Source organism: Xanthomonas vasicola (assembly GCF_000772705.2).
Taxonomy (GTDB): domain Bacteria; phylum Pseudomonadota; class Gammaproteobacteria; order Xanthomonadales; family Xanthomonadaceae; genus Xanthomonas; species Xanthomonas vasicola.
In genome coordinates, this window is sequence record NZ_JSBW02000036.1 from 34306 (window position 1) to 52247 (window position 17942).

18 protein-coding genes and 1 tRNA gene are annotated in these 17942 nt (G+C 63.8%); 3 read left to right on the plus strand and 16 right to left on the minus strand.

The annotated features are described in order from the left end of the window. Positions 1 to 14: 14 nt before the first annotated feature. The 5 genes from NX05_RS08310 to prpB all read right to left on the minus strand — a co-directional run bounded on the left by NX05_RS08310 (position 15) and on the right by prpB (position 6085). Positions 15 to 572, minus strand: a complete 558-nt coding sequence (locus NX05_RS08310) for a hypothetical protein (protein ID WP_039432335.1) — start codon at positions 570 to 572, stop codon at positions 15 to 17. A 9-nt stretch (positions 573 to 581) separates the two neighbouring features. After that, entirely contained in the window at positions 582 to 3176 is a 2595-nt protein-coding gene (gene acnD, locus NX05_RS08315) for a Fe/S-dependent 2-methylisocitrate dehydratase AcnD (protein ID WP_039432336.1), read from the minus strand. A gap of 178 nt (positions 3177 to 3354) precedes the next feature. Then, on the minus strand, positions 3355 to 4521 hold the full coding sequence (gene prpC / locus NX05_RS08320; RefSeq protein ID WP_039432338.1) for a bifunctional 2-methylcitrate synthase/citrate synthase: 1167 nt from the start codon (positions 4519 to 4521) through the stop codon (positions 3355 to 3357). A gap of 40 nt (positions 4522 to 4561) precedes the next feature. Further along, positions 4562 to 5158: a DUF1003 domain-containing protein gene (locus NX05_RS08325; protein WP_010368420.1), complete on the minus strand. Its 597-nt coding sequence runs from the start codon at positions 5156 to 5158 to the stop codon at positions 4562 to 4564. 30 nt (positions 5159 to 5188) lie between these two features. Next, positions 5189 to 6085: a methylisocitrate lyase gene (gene prpB / locus NX05_RS08330; protein WP_010368419.1), complete on the minus strand. Its 897-nt coding sequence runs from the start codon at positions 6083 to 6085 to the stop codon at positions 5189 to 5191. Between the two features lie 145 nt (positions 6086 to 6230). Here prpB and prpR point away from each other — a divergent pair, with 145 nt between their 5' ends. Continuing rightward, entirely contained in the window at positions 6231 to 7832 is a 1602-nt protein-coding gene (gene prpR, locus NX05_RS08335; protein WP_039432404.1) for a propionate catabolism operon regulatory protein PrpR, read from the plus strand. A 239-nt stretch (positions 7833 to 8071) separates the two neighbouring features. Here the strand turns inward: prpR and NX05_RS08340 are convergent, their stop codons facing one another. Beyond that, positions 8072 to 8398, minus strand: a complete 327-nt coding sequence (locus tag NX05_RS08340) for a hypothetical protein (RefSeq protein WP_039432339.1) — start codon at positions 8396 to 8398, stop codon at positions 8072 to 8074. Between the two features lie 181 nt (positions 8399 to 8579). On the opposite strand from NX05_RS08340, the gene NX05_RS08345 reads away from it, so the two are divergent. Continuing rightward, a complete protein-coding gene (locus tag NX05_RS08345; RefSeq protein ID WP_425477380.1) occupies positions 8580 to 8828 on the plus strand; it encodes a type II toxin-antitoxin system Phd/YefM family antitoxin in 249 nt (82 codons plus the stop codon). After that, positions 8825 to 9082, plus strand: coding sequence for a Txe/YoeB family addiction module toxin (locus tag NX05_RS08350; RefSeq protein ID WP_039432341.1), 258 nt, complete (start codon positions 8825 to 8827; stop codon positions 9080 to 9082). Before NX05_RS08345 ends, NX05_RS08350 begins: the two co-directional genes overlap by 4 nt. Positions 9083 to 9276: 194 nt before the next feature. On the opposite strand, the gene NX05_RS08355 is transcribed toward NX05_RS08350, so the two are convergent. From NX05_RS08355 to NX05_RS08400, 10 genes are all read right to left on the minus strand, one after another. After that, positions 9277 to 9351 (minus strand) — tRNA-Val (locus tag NX05_RS08355). A gap of 281 nt (positions 9352 to 9632) precedes the next feature. Beyond that, complete coding sequence (locus NX05_RS08360; RefSeq protein ID WP_039432343.1) at positions 9633 to 9986, minus strand: PilZ domain-containing protein; 354 nt, start codon at positions 9984 to 9986, stop codon at positions 9633 to 9635. Then, on the minus strand, positions 9983 to 10942 hold the full coding sequence (locus NX05_RS08365; RefSeq protein ID WP_039432344.1) for a DNA polymerase III subunit delta': 960 nt from the start codon (positions 10940 to 10942) through the stop codon (positions 9983 to 9985). The genes NX05_RS08360 and NX05_RS08365 overlap by 4 nt, the downstream gene beginning before the upstream one ends. After that, complete coding sequence (gene mltG / locus NX05_RS08370; protein WP_039432346.1) at positions 10939 to 12012, minus strand: endolytic transglycosylase MltG; 1074 nt, start codon at positions 12010 to 12012, stop codon at positions 10939 to 10941. Before mltG ends, NX05_RS08365 begins: the two co-directional genes overlap by 4 nt. A gap of 60 nt (positions 12013 to 12072) precedes the next feature. Continuing rightward, on the minus strand, positions 12073 to 13428 hold the full coding sequence (locus NX05_RS08375) for an aminodeoxychorismate synthase component I (protein ID WP_039432348.1): 1356 nt from the start codon (positions 13426 to 13428) through the stop codon (positions 12073 to 12075). Positions 13429 to 13587: 159 nt separating this feature from the next. Beyond that, complete coding sequence (gene fabF / locus NX05_RS08380) at positions 13588 to 14832, minus strand: beta-ketoacyl-ACP synthase II (RefSeq protein ID WP_039432350.1); 1245 nt, start codon at positions 14830 to 14832, stop codon at positions 13588 to 13590. Positions 14833 to 14972: 140 nt separating this feature from the next. Next, on the minus strand, positions 14973 to 15212 hold the full coding sequence (gene acpP, locus NX05_RS08385; protein WP_010368407.1) for an acyl carrier protein: 240 nt from the start codon (positions 15210 to 15212) through the stop codon (positions 14973 to 14975). A 204-nt stretch (positions 15213 to 15416) separates the two neighbouring features. Further along, a complete protein-coding gene (fabG, locus tag NX05_RS08390; RefSeq protein ID WP_039432352.1) occupies positions 15417 to 16160 on the minus strand; it encodes a 3-oxoacyl-ACP reductase FabG in 744 nt (247 codons plus the stop codon). 82 nt (positions 16161 to 16242) lie between these two features. Beyond that, positions 16243 to 17187, minus strand: coding sequence for an ACP S-malonyltransferase (gene fabD / locus NX05_RS08395; protein ID WP_039432354.1), 945 nt, complete (start codon positions 17185 to 17187; stop codon positions 16243 to 16245). Positions 17188 to 17463: 276 nt separating this feature from the next. Continuing rightward, on the minus strand, positions 17464 to 17904 hold the full coding sequence (locus tag NX05_RS08400; protein WP_039432355.1) for an MEKHLA domain-containing protein: 441 nt from the start codon (positions 17902 to 17904) through the stop codon (positions 17464 to 17466). Positions 17905 to 17942: the final 38 nt, after the last annotated feature.

A 17942-nucleotide genomic window follows, 5' to 3' on the forward strand; every position in this document is an offset into this window, starting at 1 on the left:
CCTTGCTGCTCAGGTCATAGCGGCAGTTGCGTCTGCTCCGGCATGAGCCCCTCAGGTCGCAATGGCCAAGATCCGATGGGTCCATAGCGATACGGTCGCCCACCGCCTTCAACCAACAGCACCTCGGTGGCGTGCCAGATGATGGGCACGATTGGCTGGTTGAGCTTACCGGGCGCTGCATAGCTGATCGTTACGTGCGGCGTGTGTCCGCCCCCAACATGCAGGCCTTCCGCACGCAGCGCTGCTGCGATGGCAGCCTGCAATGCAACGAAGGCAAATGGCGTGCCCTCTGCCCGGAATGCCCAATGCACCGGGTCGGTTCCGCCACTGGTGATCCGGTTCAAGCAGAACGTCACTGCCTGAGCATCGAGACGATCGCCCGCGCGCAGCATTGCGGCACGCGCAGCCGACCCTTCAAACCGATCCGAAACCGATTGATGCCAGTTGCCTGGATCGAAGTACGCCTCACCAAGCAGTGCATCCAGGCGGTGTGCAGCCACGACACCGGCCATCGCTTCAAGCACCTGCGGTGGCGGCTTGAGCATGAAGATCAATCGCGAAGAATCGGCCATGGTGCTGCCCTATGCGGCCTTGTTTGCCTCAAGAAAATCCTGCGCAAACCGCTGCAAGACGCCACCGGCTTCGTAAATCGACACTTCCTCTGCAGTATCCAGGCGGCAAGTCACCGGCACCTGCAGTTGCTCGCCATTGCGCCGGTGGATCGACAACGTCAGCGTGGCGCCGGGCGTGCGCTCACCCACCACGTCGAAGGTTTCGCTGCCATCGATGCCCAAGGTCTTGCGATCTGTGCCTGACTTGAACTCCAGCGGCAACACGCCCATGCCGATCAAGTTGGTGCGGTGAATGCGTTCAAAGCCTTCGGCGACGATCACTTCCACACCGGCAAGCCGCACGCCCTTGGCCGCCCAGTCGCGCGAAGAGCCCTGCCCGTAATCGGCACCGGCAATGATGATCAGCGGCTGCTTGCGGGTCATGTAGGTTTCGATCGCCTCCCACATACGCAGCACCTGGCCGTCCGGCTCAAGACGCGCCAGCGAGCCAGCTTTGACCTGCCCATCGACCACCGCCATTTCGTTGATCAATTTGGGGTTGGCAAACGTCGCACGCTGCGCGGTAAGGTGGTCGCCGCGATGGGTGGCATAGGAATTGAAGTCCTCCTCCGGCACGCCCATCTGCGCCAGATATTCGCCCGCCGCACTGCCGGCCATGATCGCGTTCGATGGCGAGAGGTGATCGGTGGTGATGTTGTCGCCCAGCACCGCCAACGGGCGCATGCCACGCAGCGTACGCGCGCCGGCCAACGCGCCTTCCCAATATGGCGGGCGGCGGATATACGTGCTGGCCGGGCGCCAGTCGTACAGCGGGCTCACGCTTATCCCTTGCCCCACGCTGCGCTTGAACATCGGGTCGTACACACTGCGGAAGTGTTCCGGCTTGACGCTGCGCGCCACCACCGCGTCGATTTCGGCATCGCTCGGCCACAGATCCTTGAGCGTGACCGGCACGCTGTCGGCATCGATGCCTAGCACATCCTTTTCGATATCGAAGCGCACCGTGCCGGCGATTGCATACGCAATCACCAACGGCGGCGATGCGAGGAACGCCTGCTTGGCATACGGGTGGATGCGTCCATCGAAATTGCGGTTGCCCGACAACACCGCCGTGGCATACAGATCGCGATCGATGATCTCCTGCTGGATCGCTGGATCTAACGCACCACTCATGCCATTGCAGGTAGTGCACGCAAACGCCACGATACCGAAGCCCAACTGTTCCAGCTCGCTCAGCAAACCGGCCTCTTCCAGATACAGTGGCACTGCCTTGGACCCCGGCGCCAGCGAGCTTTTCACCCACGATTTGCGGGTCAATCCACGCGCATTGGCATTGCGCGCCAGCAAGCCGGCGGCGATCACGTTGCGCGGGTTTGAAGTATTGGTGCACGAGGTGATCGCCGCAATGATCACGGCGCCATCGGGCATTTGCCCCGGGATGGCTTCCCATGTACCGGCAATGCCGCGCTGCGCCAGCTCGGTAGTCGCCACGCGTTTGTGCGGATTGGACGGCCCGGCCATGTTGCGCACCACGCTCGACAGATCGAACTGCAGCACGCGCTCATACTGCGCGGTGGCCAGATCGTCGGCCCACAAGCCGGTATGGCGCGCATAGGTTTCCACCAACGCGACCTGCGCATCGTCACGACCGGTCAAGCGCAGGTAATCGATGGTTTGCTGGTCGATGTAGAACATCGCCGCCGTCGCACCAAACTCTGGTGTCATATTGGAAATGGTCGCGCGGTCGCCGATGGTCAGTGCACGCGCGCCATCGCCGTAGAACTCGAGATACGCACCGACCACGCGTTGCGCGCGCAGGAATTCGGTCAATGCCAGCACGATATCGGTGGCGGTGATGCCCTGCGCTGGCCGGCCGGTCAATTCCACGCCGATGATGTCCGGCAAACGCATCCACGAGGCGCGCCCCAGCATCACGTTCTCCGCTTCCAATCCGCCGACGCCTACCGCAATCACACCCAGCGCATCCACATGCGGCGTGTGGCTGTCGGTGCCCACACAGGTATCCGGAAATGCCACGCCGTCCAGCGTGTAGATCACCGGCGACATCTTCTCCAGATTGATCTGATGCATGATCCCGTTGCCCGGCGGAATCACTTCCATGTTCTCGAACGCACGCTTGGTCCATTCGATAAAGTGGAATCGATCGGCATTACGGCGGTCTTCCACGCTGCGATTCTTGGCGAAGGCCTGCTTGTCGAAACCGGCGTATTCCACCGCCAGCGAGTGATCGACGATCAGTTGTACCGGCACCACCGGATTGACTTGCGCCGGGTCGCCGCCCTGCTCGGCAATGGCATCGCGCAGCCCGGCCAGATCCACCAGTGCGGTCTGGCCCAGGATGTCGTGGCAGACCACGCGCGCCGGGAACCACGGGAAATCCAGCTCGCGCTTGCGCTCGATCAACTGGCGCAGGAACGCCTCCAGCATGTGCGGCTCTGCACGCCGCACCAGGTTTTCGGCATGCACGCGCGCGGTATACGGCAAACCTGCATACGCACCGGGCTGCAGCGCATCGACGGCAGCGCGTGTATCGAAGTACTCCAACGAGGTGCCTGGCAAGGGCTTGCGGTACTGGCTATTCATGGCTGGCGATATCGAAGCGGACGGATGTGAATCGGGAATCGGGAATCGGGAATCGGGAATCGACGTAGCGTTTCAGAGGTCTGCAGGTTTGCTGTCGCTGATCTGGCTTGCGAGGTCCAATCGCCTTCATTGAAGAAGGCGACCGAAGCGCAGACGTCAGCGGCTGCGCAACGCGTTATCAGCTGCGCTGATCCAACGGCACAAACACCTGATCTTCCGGGCCGGTGTAATTGGCCGAGGGGCGAATGATCTTGCCGTCCGCGCGCTGCTCGATGATGTGCGCGCTCCAACCGGCAGTGCGCGCGAGCACGAACAGCGGAGTGAACATCGCGGTCGGCACGCCCATCATGTGATAGCTCACTGCACTGAACCAATCCAGGTTCGGGAACATCTTCTTGATGTCCCACATCACGCTCTCCAGACGCTCGGCGATGTCGTACATCTTGCGGCTGCCCTGCTCATCGGAGAGCTCGCGCGCCACGTCCTTGATCACCTTGTTGCGCGGGTCGGACACCGTGTACACCGGATGCCCGAAGCCGATCACCACTTCCTTGCGTTCCACACGCGCCTTGATATCGGCTTCTGCTTCATCCGGGGTGTCGTAGCGCTTCTGCACTTCGAAGGCCACTTCGTTGGCGCCGCCATGCTTGGGTCCGCGCAATGCACCGATGCCACCGGCGATTGCGCTGTACATATCGCTGCCGGTACCGGCAATCACGCGGCTCGCAAACGTGGACGCATTGAATTCGTGCTCGGCATACAGGATCAGGCTGGTGTGCATCGCGCGCACCCACGAGTCTTTCGGCGCAAAGCCATGCAGCAGATGCAGGAAGTGACCGCCGATGGAGTCGTCGTCGGTTTCCACATCGATGCGCTTGCCGTTGTGGCTGTAGTGATACCAATACAGCAGCATCGAACCCAGCGACGCCATCAGCTTGTCGGCGATGTCGCGCGCGCCAGGGTGGTTGTGGTCGTCTTTTTCTGGCTGCAGGCAGCCCAGCACCGATACGCCGGTGCGCATCACATCCATCGGATGCGCCGACGGCGGCAACTGTTCCAGCGCAGTTTTCACCGCAGCCGGTACACCGCGCAACGAACGCAGCTTGGCCTTGTAACCGCGCAGTTCGCCGCTGTTGGGCAGCTTGCCATGCACCAGCAGGTACGCAATTTCTTCGAACTCGCTGGTGGTGGCCAGGTCGAGGATGTCGTAACCGCGGTAATGCAGATCGTTGCCGCTCCGCCCCACCGTGCACAGCGCGGTGTTACCGGCGGCGGTACCGGACAAGGCGACGGATTTCTTCGGCTTGAAGGCGGTGGCGTTTTGCGGGGTGGCACTGTCGTTCATTGAAAATCTCCAGGGAGACGCGGTCGTGTGGACCAGGCAGTCAGTGTGCGGACGGCGATGTGCCGGCACGATCGATCAATTGCTGCAGTAAGGCGATCTGGCGATTCTGCTGCTCGACCAGCGCCAACCAATCCTGCTCGCGCAGTTGGTTAAGCTTTTCGTGCACCTGCAGAATCTCCAGCTCGGATTTGATGTTCACTTCGTAATCGTTCTGCGCGCGCATCCGGTCCACGGCTGCCTGGCGGTTCTGGCTCATCATGATCACCGGCGCCTGGATCGCAGCAAGACACGACAGGCACAGATTGAGCAGGATGTAAGGGTATGGGTCGAAGGCGTGCGTCATCAGCACGCTGTTGAGCACGATCCAGAATAGAAGCACCAGACCAAAACCGATGATAAAGCTCCAGCTGCCGCCGATTTCGGCCACCCGGTCGGCAATACGCTCGCCCAGGGACCGCTCGCGGTCTGCCTGTTTGACGATGTCGCGCGCCACGTGGCGTTTGGCAATGAAGCGTTCCACCACCTCGCGCTCGGCGTCGGGCAGTTTTTCCATTTCGGTTTGCAACAACTGGCGCGCAGTCTGGCGACGATCGATACGGCCACGTGGAGACGGTGCACCGCCGGTTTGGCTGGTCATGCGTATGCTCAGGCAGGGAGTCGGCGTGGATCATGCGCCCTTGGCGGCGAACAATGCATCCAGGCGCTGCTCGAAGGCGTGATAGCCGATGCGTTCGTACAGCTCTTCGCGCGTCTGCATGCTGTCTAGCACCGCTTGTTGATGGCCATCGCGCCGGATCGCGGTGTAAACCGCCTCAGCGGCCTTGTTGGCAGCACGGAACGCCGACAATGGAAACAACTGGATCGCAACGCCGGCTTGCGCCAATTGGTCGCGCGTAAACAATGGGGTCTTGCCGAATTCGGTGATGTTGGCCAGCACCGGCACGTTCACTGCATCGACAAAGCGCTTGTAGGTTTCAAGATCATAGGCGGCCTCGGCGAAGATGCCATCCGCACCCGCCTCCACGCAGGCGATGGCGCGCTCGATCGCCGCATCCACCCCTTCCATCTGGATCGCGTCGGTGCGGGCGATCAGGAAGAACGCTGCATCTGTCTTGGCATCGGCTGCCGCCTTGACCCGGTCCACCATCTCACCCTGGCTCACGATCTCCTTGCCCGGCCGATGGCCGCAGCGCTTGGCGCCGACCTGGTCTTCAATATGGCAGCCGGCCGCGCCCGCCTTGATCAGCGATTTGATGGTGCGCTCGATGTTGAACGCGCTCGGCCCGAAGCCGGTGTCCACATCCACCAGCAGCGGCAACTCACACACATCGGTGATGCGGCGCACGTCGATCAACACGTCTTCCAGCGTGTTGATACCCAGGTCCGGCAAGCCCAGCGAGCCGGCCGCCACCCCGCCACCAGACAGGTAGATCGCCCGGTAGCCGGCGCGCTGGGCCAGCAGCGCATGGTTGGCGTTGATCGCACCGATCACCTGCAGCGGCGATTCGGCAACCAGCGCAGCACGGAAACGTGTGCCGGCCGAAGAGGTGGACGAAGGCGTCATGACGGTTCCTTGGATGGGATATCGCGGTGGGCGCAAACACCGTGCCAATCACAAGCCTTTGATTCTTTTGGGTCTTGCCGCTCCGTATGTTGCAAGTACGCAACATCTGATTCACTATGAAACGCTACTGAAACGCGGCACCTTGATGCGCAGCCCTTCCCTCCCGGAGACCGCAGAGGCCTCCCTACCTGTCATCTGGACCGTCAGCGTCTCGCGCCTGACCGGGCTGCTGGCCGATGTCATCCCTGAGTTCGATCAACGCGCCCGCATCGAGCAGATCAACCTTGGCTTTGCCGAAGCAGTCGAGGTCGTCGGCCAGCGCCTGCGCCGCGAACGCTGCGACGCGCTGGTGGCCGGCGGCTCCAATGCGGCCTACCTGCGCAGCCGGCTTGCGCTGCCCTTCGCGCCCATCCGGGCCACCGGGTTCGATCTGATGGAAGCGCTGGCGCGTGCGCGCCGCATCGGGCCGCGCATCGGTGTGGTCACCCACGCCAGCGATGTGCCGTCATTTCGCGCCTTCCAGCACAGCTTCGATCTGGATATCGAGCACCGCCGCTTCGTCACCGCCGAAGACGCGCGCGACTGCATTGCCGACCTGCGCGCCAGCGGCATCCAGGTCATCGTCGGCACCGGTATGGCCATCGATTTCGCCGAGCAGGCCGGGCTGCCCGGCGTGCTGCTGTATTCGGCCGATTCGGTACGCCAAGCACTGGAACAGGCCATCGCATTGGGCACTGCTCCAAGCACGGACCGCGCCGCTGGCTGCAGCGCCACGCGTCGTGCACGACGAGCTGATGCCCTGCTGGGCGAAGACAGCGCGATGCTGCAGGTGCGCGAATTGGTGCAGCTGTACGCGCCGCATACCGGTACCGTGTTGATCAGCGGCGAAACCGGCACCGGCAAGGAATTGGCTGCCCGGCAACTGCATGCTGGCAGCCGACGCCGCGGCCGCTTCGTGGCGATCAACTGCGGCGCCATCAGCGAGTCGCTGCTGGAAGCAGAACTGTTCGGCTACAGCGATGGCGCCTTCACCGGCGCGCGCCGCGGCGGCCACACTGGCCTGATCGAAGCCGCGCAGGACGGCACCCTATTTCTCGACGAAATCGGCGAGTTGCCGATGCCGCTGCAAACACGGTTGCTACGGGTATTGGAAGAACGCGAAGTGCTGCGCGTTGGCGCAACCGTGCCCATTGCGGTCGACGTGCGCGTCATCGCCGCCAGCCTGCAGGAACTGCAGCACCTGGTCGAACAGGGCCGCTTCCGCCGCGACCTGTTCTATCGCCTTGCCGCGCTGCGCATTGCACTACCGCCGTTGCGCAATCGTCACAACGACATTGCGTTGTTGCTTGCGCATTATTTCCAGCAACTTGGCAGCATTCCATCGCCGCTATCGGCAGCTGCATTGCAATGCCTGCAACAACACACCTGGCCCGGCAATGTGCGCGAACTGCGCAATCTGGTCGAACGTCTCTGCATTCACTGGAAAGCCCAACCGCACGACAGCCTCAGCCTGGAGCAACTCGAACGCTGGGCCCCGGAATTATTCGATGCACAGCTCGGTAACCGCGACATACCACATGAGCAGGCCGATCTGGCGACTTCTCGCCTGCAGCTCACTGCCAGCGCAGTCCGCGCGGCGCTCGATCGCGCAAACGGCAACCGCGCCCTCGCCGCACAAACGCTCGGCGTTTCGCGCACGACGCTGTGGCGCTGGATGCAGGCGCAGGCCACAGCGTCACGGGCATAAAACCCAGGAGCGAAGTTGCATCACCGATCTGGCTATTCGCGCACGCCTAGCCGTCCCGCTCAGCCCGTAGGAAAGCCACGGCACTGCGCGCTTAGCTCATGAATGCGTGATCCACGCTCACGACGGCATGCTCCGCAGCACGCAGCACGCAGCACGCAAGACATGATGCTACCAACTGATGAAGCGATCACCTCGCCACCTGCAACGTCGCTCACTGCATCGCATGCCCGGCCTCGCCCTCACTTGACCCGCGTGTACTCGGTATCGCCCGTGCTCAACTTACCGGTCGCCTCATCGATCGCGTAGTTGACCGTGCCAACGCCGTTGGACATCTGCAGCACGCCATTGGTCAGCAGCGCCGGATGATTGCGGGTCTTGACCCCGTTGCCGAACAGCTCCGGCTGGGTATCGCGAATAATGAAGCTCTCGCCGTTGTGCTCGATGCTCAACACGTTCTTTTCCGACTTCACATTGACCCACTTGCCCACGTATTGCTCGCCTACATCGCGGGCACAGCCGGCCAGTAATGTCATTGCAACCAGAGCACTTCCAAGCAGCGCCTTCATCGCTACACCTTCTTCAACGCGGGGACCTGCAGGATGGCAAGTCCTTGCTGAGCTCGCAACAAGCAGGCACAAGCGATCAACCAGGCTATCGGCGACTTGAACACTTCCAGCAGCCCGTCGGCTCGACAGTTGACTCCCCAGTCCAATACGTACAATTTTCTGTACATACCCAGATGACGTCATGAATATCATCACCTACAGCGCCGCGCGCCTCTCTCGCAGAGACCATGGACCGCGTTGTCAACGACCACGAGCCGGTGATCATCACGCGCAGCGGCGAACGAGCTGTCGTCATGATGCCCTGGATGACTACAAGGCCATGGAAGAAACCGCCTACCTGCTGCGCAGCCCGAAGAGTGCACAGCGCCTGCTGGAATCCATCGCCCAGCTTGAAGCCGGCCGCGGCAAGGAACGGGGACTGACCGAGTGATCCTCCAGTTCTCGGATAATGCCTGGGAGGACTCTCTGTACTGGCAGCAGGCCGACAAGAAGATGCTCAAACGCATCAGCGAATTGATCAACGCCATTCAGCGCGATCCGTTCCAAGGCAGCGGCAAACCCGAGCCACTGCGCCACGCGCTAGCGGGTTATTGGTCGCGCCGCATCAATGACGAACACCGAATCGTCTACAAAGCCGCAGAAGGAATACTACTGATCGCCCAGGTGCGTTATCACTATGCATAGCGTCAACGAGCTGTAGCCAGCAGCATCCGCTGCAGTGACATCCAGCAAGCGTGATCTACGGGGTCCGGTGATTCACCCGACTGCTTCAACGAGTCCCATGCACGGGCTCTGCTGATGGTGGCAAGGCAACAAAAAGCCGGCGCATGGCCCGCTCTTCTTCTCGCGTTGAAACCCTGAATGCTGCTGGATTTCAATGGTGGGCGGTACAAGGTTCGAACTTGTGACCCTTGCCGTGTGAAGGCAATGCTCTACCGCTGAGCTAACCGCCCGATGACGCGAGCCGCACATTATAGGGCAGCTGTGGCGATCGTCAACCGCTTCATGCGGTGGCGCCGAAACTGCTCGAAACCGCTGTACCCAGAGGCTGGGCAGACCGCTCAGGCTAGCCACTGCGACCCACTTCTTTGGAGCGATTCCAATCAACCTCGTATGCCGCAAGCATCGCGCGATGCGGCGCCCGAAGCCAGCTGCATAGCACCGATATTTCGGTGATCAGCGCAGCGCCGAGCGCAGTCTGTCTGGACCTGACCCATTCCGCACAAACGCAGCCTCACATCGTATGCGTCAGCTTGTCCGAGGTGGTCAATCCCGCCAGCAGCGTCTCGATCTTGTTGCGCACCGCCTCTCCTTCCGGGCCATCAGGGAACTGCACGCCGATGCCGGCGGCGCGGTTGCCCTGGGCGCCTGCAGGCGTGGTCCAGATGACCTTGCCGGCGACCGGCAGGCGCTCGCTGGAATCCGGCAGGGTCAGCAGCAGGAAGACTTCATCGCCCAGCATGTAGCGCTTGGGCGTGGGCACGAAGATGCCGCCGCCTTTCACAAACGGCATGTAGGCGCTGTAGAGCGCTGGCTTGTCTTTCAACGCCAGTGACAAAATGCCTTGGCGTGCATTCATTGCACTCATCGAGTTCCCCTAGAACGTGGCTGGCGCTCTCCCTCGCGCCAGGCCAGCAACAATTCCGTCACTGCCAGGTCGGCACGGACGGTGGTGCGCAGCAGATCGCGGGTGCGGTTGGCGGCGTCGAACCAGGTCGCCAGCTTGTGCAACCGCGAAGGATCGGTCAAGCCGGCCGATGCCTGCGCCAATGCCAGATCGGCGGCATGGCGCAAACGTTGATCGGCCTGGCCGTCGTTGGCCCAGCGCTGCGCGACATCCACCGCGCCGGCACGGCCGCTGGCAATCTGCTCCAGATCCTGCGCAACCGCACGCCGCATGGCCAGTCCGTCTTCGCGCAACCACTGCGCGGCCAGACCGGGATGGCCGCGCGCGGCATCCAGTGCCTCCTGTGCAGCGCGCTCAGTGACGCCTTGCGAGCGCAACCAGGCCAGTGCTTCGTGCGCGGGCGGCAGCTTGAATTCCAGGCGTTGGCAGCGGCTGCGGATAGTCGCCGGCAGGCGCACCGGCTGGGCGCTGATCAACCACAGGTAACGGCCGGGCGATGGTTCTTCCAGGGTCTTGAGCAAGGCGTTGCAGGCGGAGCGATTGATCGCGTCGGCCGGGTCGACGATCACCACCTGGGCGATGCCGTACTGCGGTGTGAGCGAGAGCTTCTGCGAAATCTCACGCACCTGCTCGATGACGATCTCCGTGCGCAGCTTGTCGCCGGTGCGATTGGGAATGAACGAGATCAGCTGCAGGTCCGGATGGGTACCGGCGGCAATTAGCTGGCGCGTGCGCTGCGCAAGCGCGGGGTCAGGCGAGCTGGCCAGCACATGCTCGGCAAGGGCCAAAGCCACCGCCCGTTTGCCCAGGCCCTCCGGGCCGCAGATCAGCAACCCGTGCCCTAGCCGTCCGGCATCCAGCGCTGCCACGGTCTGGTCGAAAGCGCGCTGCTGCCAGGGTGAAAATGCGGCGGTCATGGCGTAGGCTCCATTTGTGGCGCGCTTTGCAGCCGGCGGCGCTGCAGATAGCGCGCCACCGCTGCGTTATGTTCGGCCAGCGTGGCCGAGAACGCATGCGCGCCGGTGCCATCGCCCACCGCCACGAAATACAGCGCCTCACCGGGCGCCGGACGCACCGCCGCCAGCAGCGCCTCGCGGCCCGGCATGGCGATCGGCGTAGGCGTCAGGCCGGTGCGGGTGTAGGTGTTGTACGGGGTATCGGTGGTCAGGTCGCGGCGGCGGATATTGCCGTCGTAGCTACTACCGATGCCGTAGATCACGGTCGGGTCGGTCTGCAACTTCATGCCCATCTGCAGACGGCGCAGGAACACCCCGGCGATGAGCGGGCGCTCGGAGCCCAAGGCAGTTTCCTTTTCGATGATCGAGGCCAGGATCAATGCCTGTTCCGGCGACCCGAGCGGCAGGTTCGGGGTGCGCTGTTGCCAGGCCTGCGCCAGCGCCCTGTCCATGGCCGCATGCGCGCGCTTGAGCACGTCGATATCGCTGTCGCCACGCTGATAGACATAGGTTTCGGGCAGGAAGCGTCCTTCCGGATGCTGCTTGGCGAAGCCCAGCCGCGCCATCAGCGCCGCGTCGTCCAATGCATCGATGGAGTGCTGTAGCGGCGTGGCGGTAGCAAGTGCGGCGCGGAGTTGACGGAAATTCCAGCCTTCCACGATCGTGAAGCGGTACTGGATCACCCGCCCCTGGCGCATGCGCGTCAGCAGTTCGCGCGGCGACAGCGCCGGCGACAGCGCGTACTCGCCCACTTTGAGCTTGCCGGCCGCATCGACCTGGCGCGCCAGCAGCTGCCATTCCAGCTCGGCGCCCTGTTCCAGACCGGCCGCACGCAGTTTGCGCAGCGTGGCCTTGAGCGAATCGCCGGGCGCGATCACCACGCTGGGCGCGCTCGCAGGCACGGGGGTATCGGCGAAGTGCAGGTAATGCCGCCACGCCACCACGGCGGCAATCGCCAGCAGCGCTCCGAGCAGCAATACCGTGCCCAGCACGGCCAGACATCCGCGTTTGCCAGTCACCGCCACACCCACCTCGTCATTGCCCCAGCGCCGCGCAGGATACCGCGCGCCGGTGATGTCTCGTTGAAGCGCTCATGTCTGCTCGATCGCACGCAAAACGCCACGCGCCTTGGCGCGGGTTTCGTCCAGCTCGCGCTGCGGATCCGAATCCACCACGATCCCGGCCCCGGTGCGAAAACGCACCTGGTTTCCGGCCATCTCGGCGGTGCGGATCAGGATATTCAGATCCATGTCGCCATTGCGGTTGAGCCAGCCGAATGCACCGGTGTAGGCGCCACGCGCGGTCTGCTCGAGCTCAGCGATGATCTGCATGCAGCGCACCTTCGGACAACCGGTAATGGTGCCGCCGGGAAACACCGCCGCAATCACCTCGCCGGGCGTCACCCCGGCGCGCAGGCGCCCACGCACATTGCTGACGATGTGATGCACATGCGCATAACTCTCCACGCACATCAGTTCGTCCACTTCCACCGTGCCCGGCGCACAGATGCGGCCCAGGTCGTTGCGTTCCAGGTCGATCAGCATCACATGCTCGGCACGCTCCTTCGGATGCCCGACCAGCTCGCGGATGCGCGCGGCATCGTCGTCGCCGGCAAAACGCGCGCGGGTGCCGGCGATCGGGCGCGTCTGCACCACATCGCCCTGCACCGACACCAGCCGCTCGGGCGAGGAACTAGCCACCGCACGCCCGCACGCAACGAACAGTCCGGCGAATGGCGCCGGATTGGCTGCACGCAGGCGCGCGTGCAGTGCGGCCGGATCAACCGACGCTGCGAATGCGGCAGACCAGGCGCGCGAGATATTGGCCTGGAACAAGTCGCCAGCGCGCAAGTAATCGAGCACGCGCTCCACTGCAGCGGTGAAGCGCTCGGGCGCATCCTCTTCGACCGAAAGCGGACCGGTCCACTCCGGCAACGGCGGCAGCGCGGCGCAGGCGGCCACGTCATCAACGATTTGCTGCAACAGATCGGCGCGGCCGGCCTCGGCCAGCGCCACGCAGCGCCCTTGCACGCGATCGCGCAGCACTGCTGCCGGCGCGCGCAAGGCCAGCGCGGTGGGCACGCCATCGGTTCGCGTTGGCAACTGCAGAATCGGTTCGACCTGTTCGGCCAGTTCGTAATCCAGCAGCACCGCCCAACCGCCGCGAAACGGCCACGGGCTTGCAACGTCGTGCGGCACACGCTCGGCCTGCCAAGCCGCATCCAGCGCGCCCAGAAAGCTGCCCTCCAGCACTCGCCCTTCGCCATCGCGCGTGCAGCCATCCGGATCCAGCCGCAGGCATGCGCCCTCCGCCAGCAGCAGCACGTCCCAGCGGCCGTGGTCGGTGCCGGAAGCAGTGGATTCGAGCAGGGCCGGATAGCGTTGCGGTAACAGCCGATGCAGCGCCAGCAGGTCGATGTCCGCGTGCAGTGATCGGGTAAGCGTCATCGGTCCGGCGTGGCGTGAGGTGCAGACGTGCGCCGCTGCGAGAGACGCAGCGTGCGCGATGAGTGGAGCAAGGGTTTGTAGAAGAGCTGAACACCACCGCTCGCACGCAGTACATGCGACGGTCAGGTAGATCGCGCGCCGATTCCGGCAACGCGACCGCTACGCCACACAGACGCGTTTGAACACCAGCGTGCCGTTGGTGCCACCGAAGCCGAAGCCGTTGGACATCACCGCATCCACCTGCACCTCGCGTGCCACGTTCGGCACGTAATCCAGGTCGCAGCCCTCGCTGGGCTCTTCCAGGTTGATGGTCGGCGGGATGATGCCGGTATGCAGCGCCATCACCGAGAAGATCGCTTCCACCCCGCCGGCTGCGCCGAGCAGATGCCCGGTCATCGACTTGGTCGAGCTCACCATGGTCTTGTAGGCGTGATCGCCCAGCGCGCGCTTCATGGCCATGGTTTCGGCCAGATCGCCCAGCGGCGTGGAGGTGCCGTGCGCATTGAGGTAACCGATCTGTTCGGGATTGAGCTTGGCATCGCGCATCGCCGCAGCCATGCTGCGCGCCGCGCCTTCGCCATCTTCGCTCGGTGCGGTCATGTGGAACGCATCGGAACTGGCGCCGAAGCCGACCAGCTCTGCATAGATGCGCGCGCCACGCGCCTTGGCGTGTTCGTACTCTTCCAGCACCAGCACGCCGGCACCGTCGCCCAGCACGAAGCCATCGCGCTGTTTGTCCCACGGCCGCGAGGCGCCGGTCGGGTCGTTGTTGCGGGTGGACATCGCCTTCATCGCGCAGAAGCCGCCCACCGAACTCGGCGACGACCCACGCTCGGCGCCGCCGGCCAGCATCACATCGGCATCGCCGTGCTGGATCATGCGCATCGCCGTGCCGATCGAATGGTTGGAAGTGGCGCAGGCCGAGACAGCCGAGAACGTCGGGCCTTTCAGGCCTTTGATCAGGCTCACCTGGCCGGGCAGCATGTTGATGATGGTGCTGGGCACGTAGAACGGCGAAATCTTGCGCGCGCCGCCCTCATGCAATTTGATGGTCTGCTCTTCGATGCCGAGCACTCCACCGATGCCGGAGCCGAGAATGGCGCCCACGCGTTCGGCATTGCTGTCGTCGATTTCCAGTCCGGAATCGTCCAGCGCCATGAACGAGGCGCCGACACCGTAGTGGATGAACGGATCCATCTTCTTGACGTCCTTGGCGGACACAAAAAGCGTGGGGTCGAAATTCCTGATTTCACCCGCGATCTTGGTGGTGAACTGCGAGGCATCGATCTGCGTGATCGGGCCAATGCCTGAGCGGCCGTGGACGATTCCATCCCAGCTGGTGGCCAGATCATTGCCAAGCGGCGACACCATGCCCATGCCGGTAACGACAACACGACGACTCATTGCAGATCTCCTCACCACGGAACGGACGGTGCTTGGGGTTGCGGGTGACACTTGAAAAACACAGGGCCGCATCAGCGGCCCCATGGAATGTCTGACGCGGCAGCGGCTCGATGCGCGCCACCACGATCAGGAACAACGCATCAGCTCTTGACGTGAGACTTGACGTAGTCGATCGCCTGCTGCACCGAGGTGATCTTCTCGGCCTCTTCGTCCGGGATCTCGCACTCGAATTCTTCTTCCAGCGCCATCACCAGCTCGACGGTGTCCAGCGAGTCGGCACCCAGGTCATCGACGAACGATGCGCTGGTGGTGACTTCCTCTTCCTTGACGCCGAGTTGTTCGACGACGATTTTCTTGACGCGTTCTTCGATGGTGCTCATTGGGGATATCGCTCCAGATGGAGTAGTGGTGGTTCGAGTTTTAGGATCCCCGCACATGGATGTGCGGTGCTCCTGTGAGGGACTCACAAAACGCCATCGCCGCTGCGATGGCCGCGTTGGATAGTGTAGTGGAACCGACCGGGCCTTGCATTGCATCACAACTCACGGCCGATCAGCCACTTAGCGCCTCCCGGCGCCGCACGCTCACGGCATGTACATGCCACCGTTGACGTGCAGGGTCTCACCGGTGATGTAGCGGGCCGTCGGGCCGGCCAGGAATGCCACCGCATTGGCGATGTCTTCCGGCTGGCCCAGATGCCCCAACGCAATCTGCTGTAGCAAGGCTGTCTTGGCCTCGTCCGGCAGCGCCTTGGTCATGTCGGTATCGATGAAACCGGGCGCCACCACATTCACGGTGACCCCGCGCGAACCGATTTCCTTGGCCAGCGACTTGGAAAACGCAATGATGCCGGCCTTGGCCGCGGCGTAGTTGGTCTGACCCGGGTTACCGGTCACGCCAACCACCGAGGCGATATTGATGATGCGTCCCTTGCGCGCCTTCATCATGCCGCGCATCACCGCCTTGGAGGTACGGAACACGCTGGTCAGATTGGTGTCGATGATTGCCTGCCAGTCGTCGTCCTTCATCCGCATCAACAGGTTGTCGCGGGTGATGCCGGCATTGTTGACCAGAATCGAGATCGCGCCGAATTCCGTGCCGATCGCATCGATCAGGCCATCGACCGCGGCTGCGTCGGTGACGTTCAGCTCACGGCCGTGTCCGCCGTGGGCGGCCAGACGCTCGCCGATCGCCATAGCGCCGGAGGCCGAGGTGGCGGTGCCGATGACCGTCGCGCCCTGGGCGGCCAGGGTATCGGCAATGGCCGCACCGATGCCGCGACTGGCGCCAGTGACGAGGGCGATTTCACCCTGCAGGGGCTTGCTCATGAATGCTGTTCCTCGAAGGGGGACGTCGCAACCTCGGCCGCGAACGTCGAGGCATGCCGGCACAACCGGCAGCGGCGTTGGATCAGTGTGTCCACGCGTCGAGCGCGCCGGCGTAATCGGCAGGCGTTGCCAGCGGGCGCGCGTCCAGGCTCTTGTCGATGCGCTTGATCAGCCCGCTCAGTACCTTGCCCGGGCCGCATTCGGCGATCCGGGTGATGCCCTGGCCGGCGAGCGCCTGCACGCAACCGGTCCACTGCACCGGCAGGTACAGCTGTTCCACCAGCGCCTGGCGGATGGCCGCGCTGCCGTCGTGCACGCGTGCATCCACGTTCTGCACCACCGGAATCTGCGGGGCGTGCCAGCTCAAGCCGGCCATCGCCTCGCCGAGCTGGTTGGCCGCATCGCGCATCAGCGGGGTGTGCGAGGGCACGCTCACCGCCAGCTTGACCGCCTTGCGCACGCCGCGCTCGGCCAGCAGCGCCAGCGCGCGATCTACCGCTGCAGCATCGCCACCAATCACGATCTGGCCCGGCGAATTGAAATTGGCAGGTACCACCACCTGGCTGCCTGCCGCCTCGGCGCAGACCTCCAGCACCACGGCGTCTTCGGCGCCCAGCACCGCAGCCATCGCGCCGACGCCCGCCGGCGCTGCGGCCTGCATGAACTGGCCGCGCAGCCGCACCAGGTGCGCGCCATCGCGCAGCGACAAGGCGCCAGCGGCGACCAGCGCGGTGTATTCGCCCAGGCTATGCCCGGCCAGCAGCGCAGGGCGCTGCCCGCGCTGGTCGGCCCATAGCCGCCACACCGCCACGCCTGCGGCCAGCAAGGCCGGCTGGGTGTATTCGGTGCGGTTGAGCATTTCTTCCGGGCCGCCCTGGGACAGCGCCCACAGGTCGACGCCAGCGCCTTCGGAGGCTTCGGCGAACGTTTCGCGAATCTGCGGGTGCAACTCGGACAGTTCGGCCAGCATGCCCAGGGCCTGCGAGCCCTGGCCGGGAAACACGAAGGCGAGAGTGGATTCGGTCACGCGTTGCTGCCTACAAAAATCGAGCCGGGATCATACGTGCGAAATCGCTCTGGCGTCTGTACTGCCGCGTATGCAGGAGCAGCCAGAACGTGTTCCGACTTCGCAAAATCGCATACGAGGTTTGCTCACGCACGCAACAGCAACAGCCACCCAGATGGGCGGCAGTCGGAATCGATGTTGAAGGCGCTGCCGACGAATGCGGTGCTGCCACCGCCTGCGAGGCCAGCGATGAGGCTGAAGGATTAGGCGCACCAGGTGTTGGCGCATGCGCCCGTTCTATCCAGGCAACGAGAATGCCGCCGCTTGTCCGCGCAGCACGCCGGCCTCATCGACGAGCTGCCAGACCACGCCATCAGTGATCCGGAAGCGGGAGCCATCCTTCGCGATCCGCACGCCTGCGTAGTCCTTCACCACGCCATCGCGGGTGACCGCGTCGAGCAAACGCTGACGTTCCGCTCGCTCCGGCAACTCTGCCGACAGGCGCGATGGCATCCCAACGAACTCATTCCAGTCGTAACCGAACACGCGCTGCGCCGCCCGGTTCGCATAGACGAAGCGCGGGTCCGCAGCAGTATCGTGCGCAAGCAGCGCGAACGGCGCTTCGTGATACAGCCAATCGGGCTCGATCAGCCGATCCGCGACCAGCGGGTGGCCTGCGAACCGCTGGTAGCTGCCGGCGAGCAAGGCGACGAAGATGGAGTCGTGCGTGGGGTGCATGCCCCGAATTTACCCGCTGGGCGGCTTGTCCGACGGAC

Bases quoted from the DNA above. Each gene is read 5' to 3' on its own strand.
- NX05_RS08365 (WP_039432344.1), bottom strand. From the start codon at position 10,942: ATGACCGCCGCATTTTCACCCTGGCAGCAGCGCGCTTTCGACCAGACC.
- prpB (WP_010368419.1), bottom strand. From the start codon at position 6,085: ATGACGCCTTCGTCCACCTCTTCGGCCGGCACACGTTTCCGTGCTGCG.
- prpC (WP_039432338.1), bottom strand. From the start codon at position 4,521: ATGAACGACAGTGCCACCCCGCAAAACGCCACCGCCTTCAAGCCGAAG.
- prpR (WP_039432404.1), top strand. From the start codon at position 6,231: ATGCGCAGCCCTTCCCTCCCGGAGACCGCAGAGGCCTCCCTACCTGTC.
- NX05_RS08340 (WP_039432339.1), bottom strand. From the start codon at position 8,398: ATGAAGGCGCTGCTTGGAAGTGCTCTGGTTGCAATGACATTACTGGCC.
- fabF (WP_039432350.1), bottom strand. From the start codon at position 14,832: ATGAGTCGTCGTGTTGTCGTTACCGGCATGGGCATGGTGTCGCCGCTT.
- NX05_RS08345 (WP_425477380.1), top strand. From the start codon at position 8,580: ATGAATATCATCACCTACAGCGCCGCGCGCCTCTCTCGCAGAGACCAT.
- NX05_RS08325 (WP_010368420.1), bottom strand. From the start codon at position 5,158: ATGACCAGCCAAACCGGCGGTGCACCGTCTCCACGTGGCCGTATCGAT.
- NX05_RS08360 (WP_039432343.1), bottom strand. From the start codon at position 9,986: ATGAGTGCAATGAATGCACGCCAAGGCATTTTGTCACTGGCGTTGAAA.
- fabG (WP_039432352.1), bottom strand. From the start codon at position 16,160: ATGAGCAAGCCCCTGCAGGGTGAAATCGCCCTCGTCACTGGCGCCAGT.
- acpP (WP_010368407.1), bottom strand. From the start codon at position 15,212: ATGAGCACCATCGAAGAACGCGTCAAGAAAATCGTCGTCGAACAACTC.
- NX05_RS08375 (WP_039432348.1), bottom strand. From the start codon at position 13,428: ATGACGCTTACCCGATCACTGCACGCGGACATCGACCTGCTGGCGCTG.
- acnD (WP_039432336.1), bottom strand. From the start codon at position 3,176: ATGAATAGCCAGTACCGCAAGCCCTTGCCAGGCACCTCGTTGGAGTAC.
- NX05_RS08400 (WP_039432355.1), bottom strand. From the start codon at position 17,904: ATGCACCCCACGCACGACTCCATCTTCGTCGCCTTGCTCGCCGGCAGC.
- NX05_RS08310 (WP_039432335.1), bottom strand. From the start codon at position 572: ATGGCCGATTCTTCGCGATTGATCTTCATGCTCAAGCCGCCACCGCAG.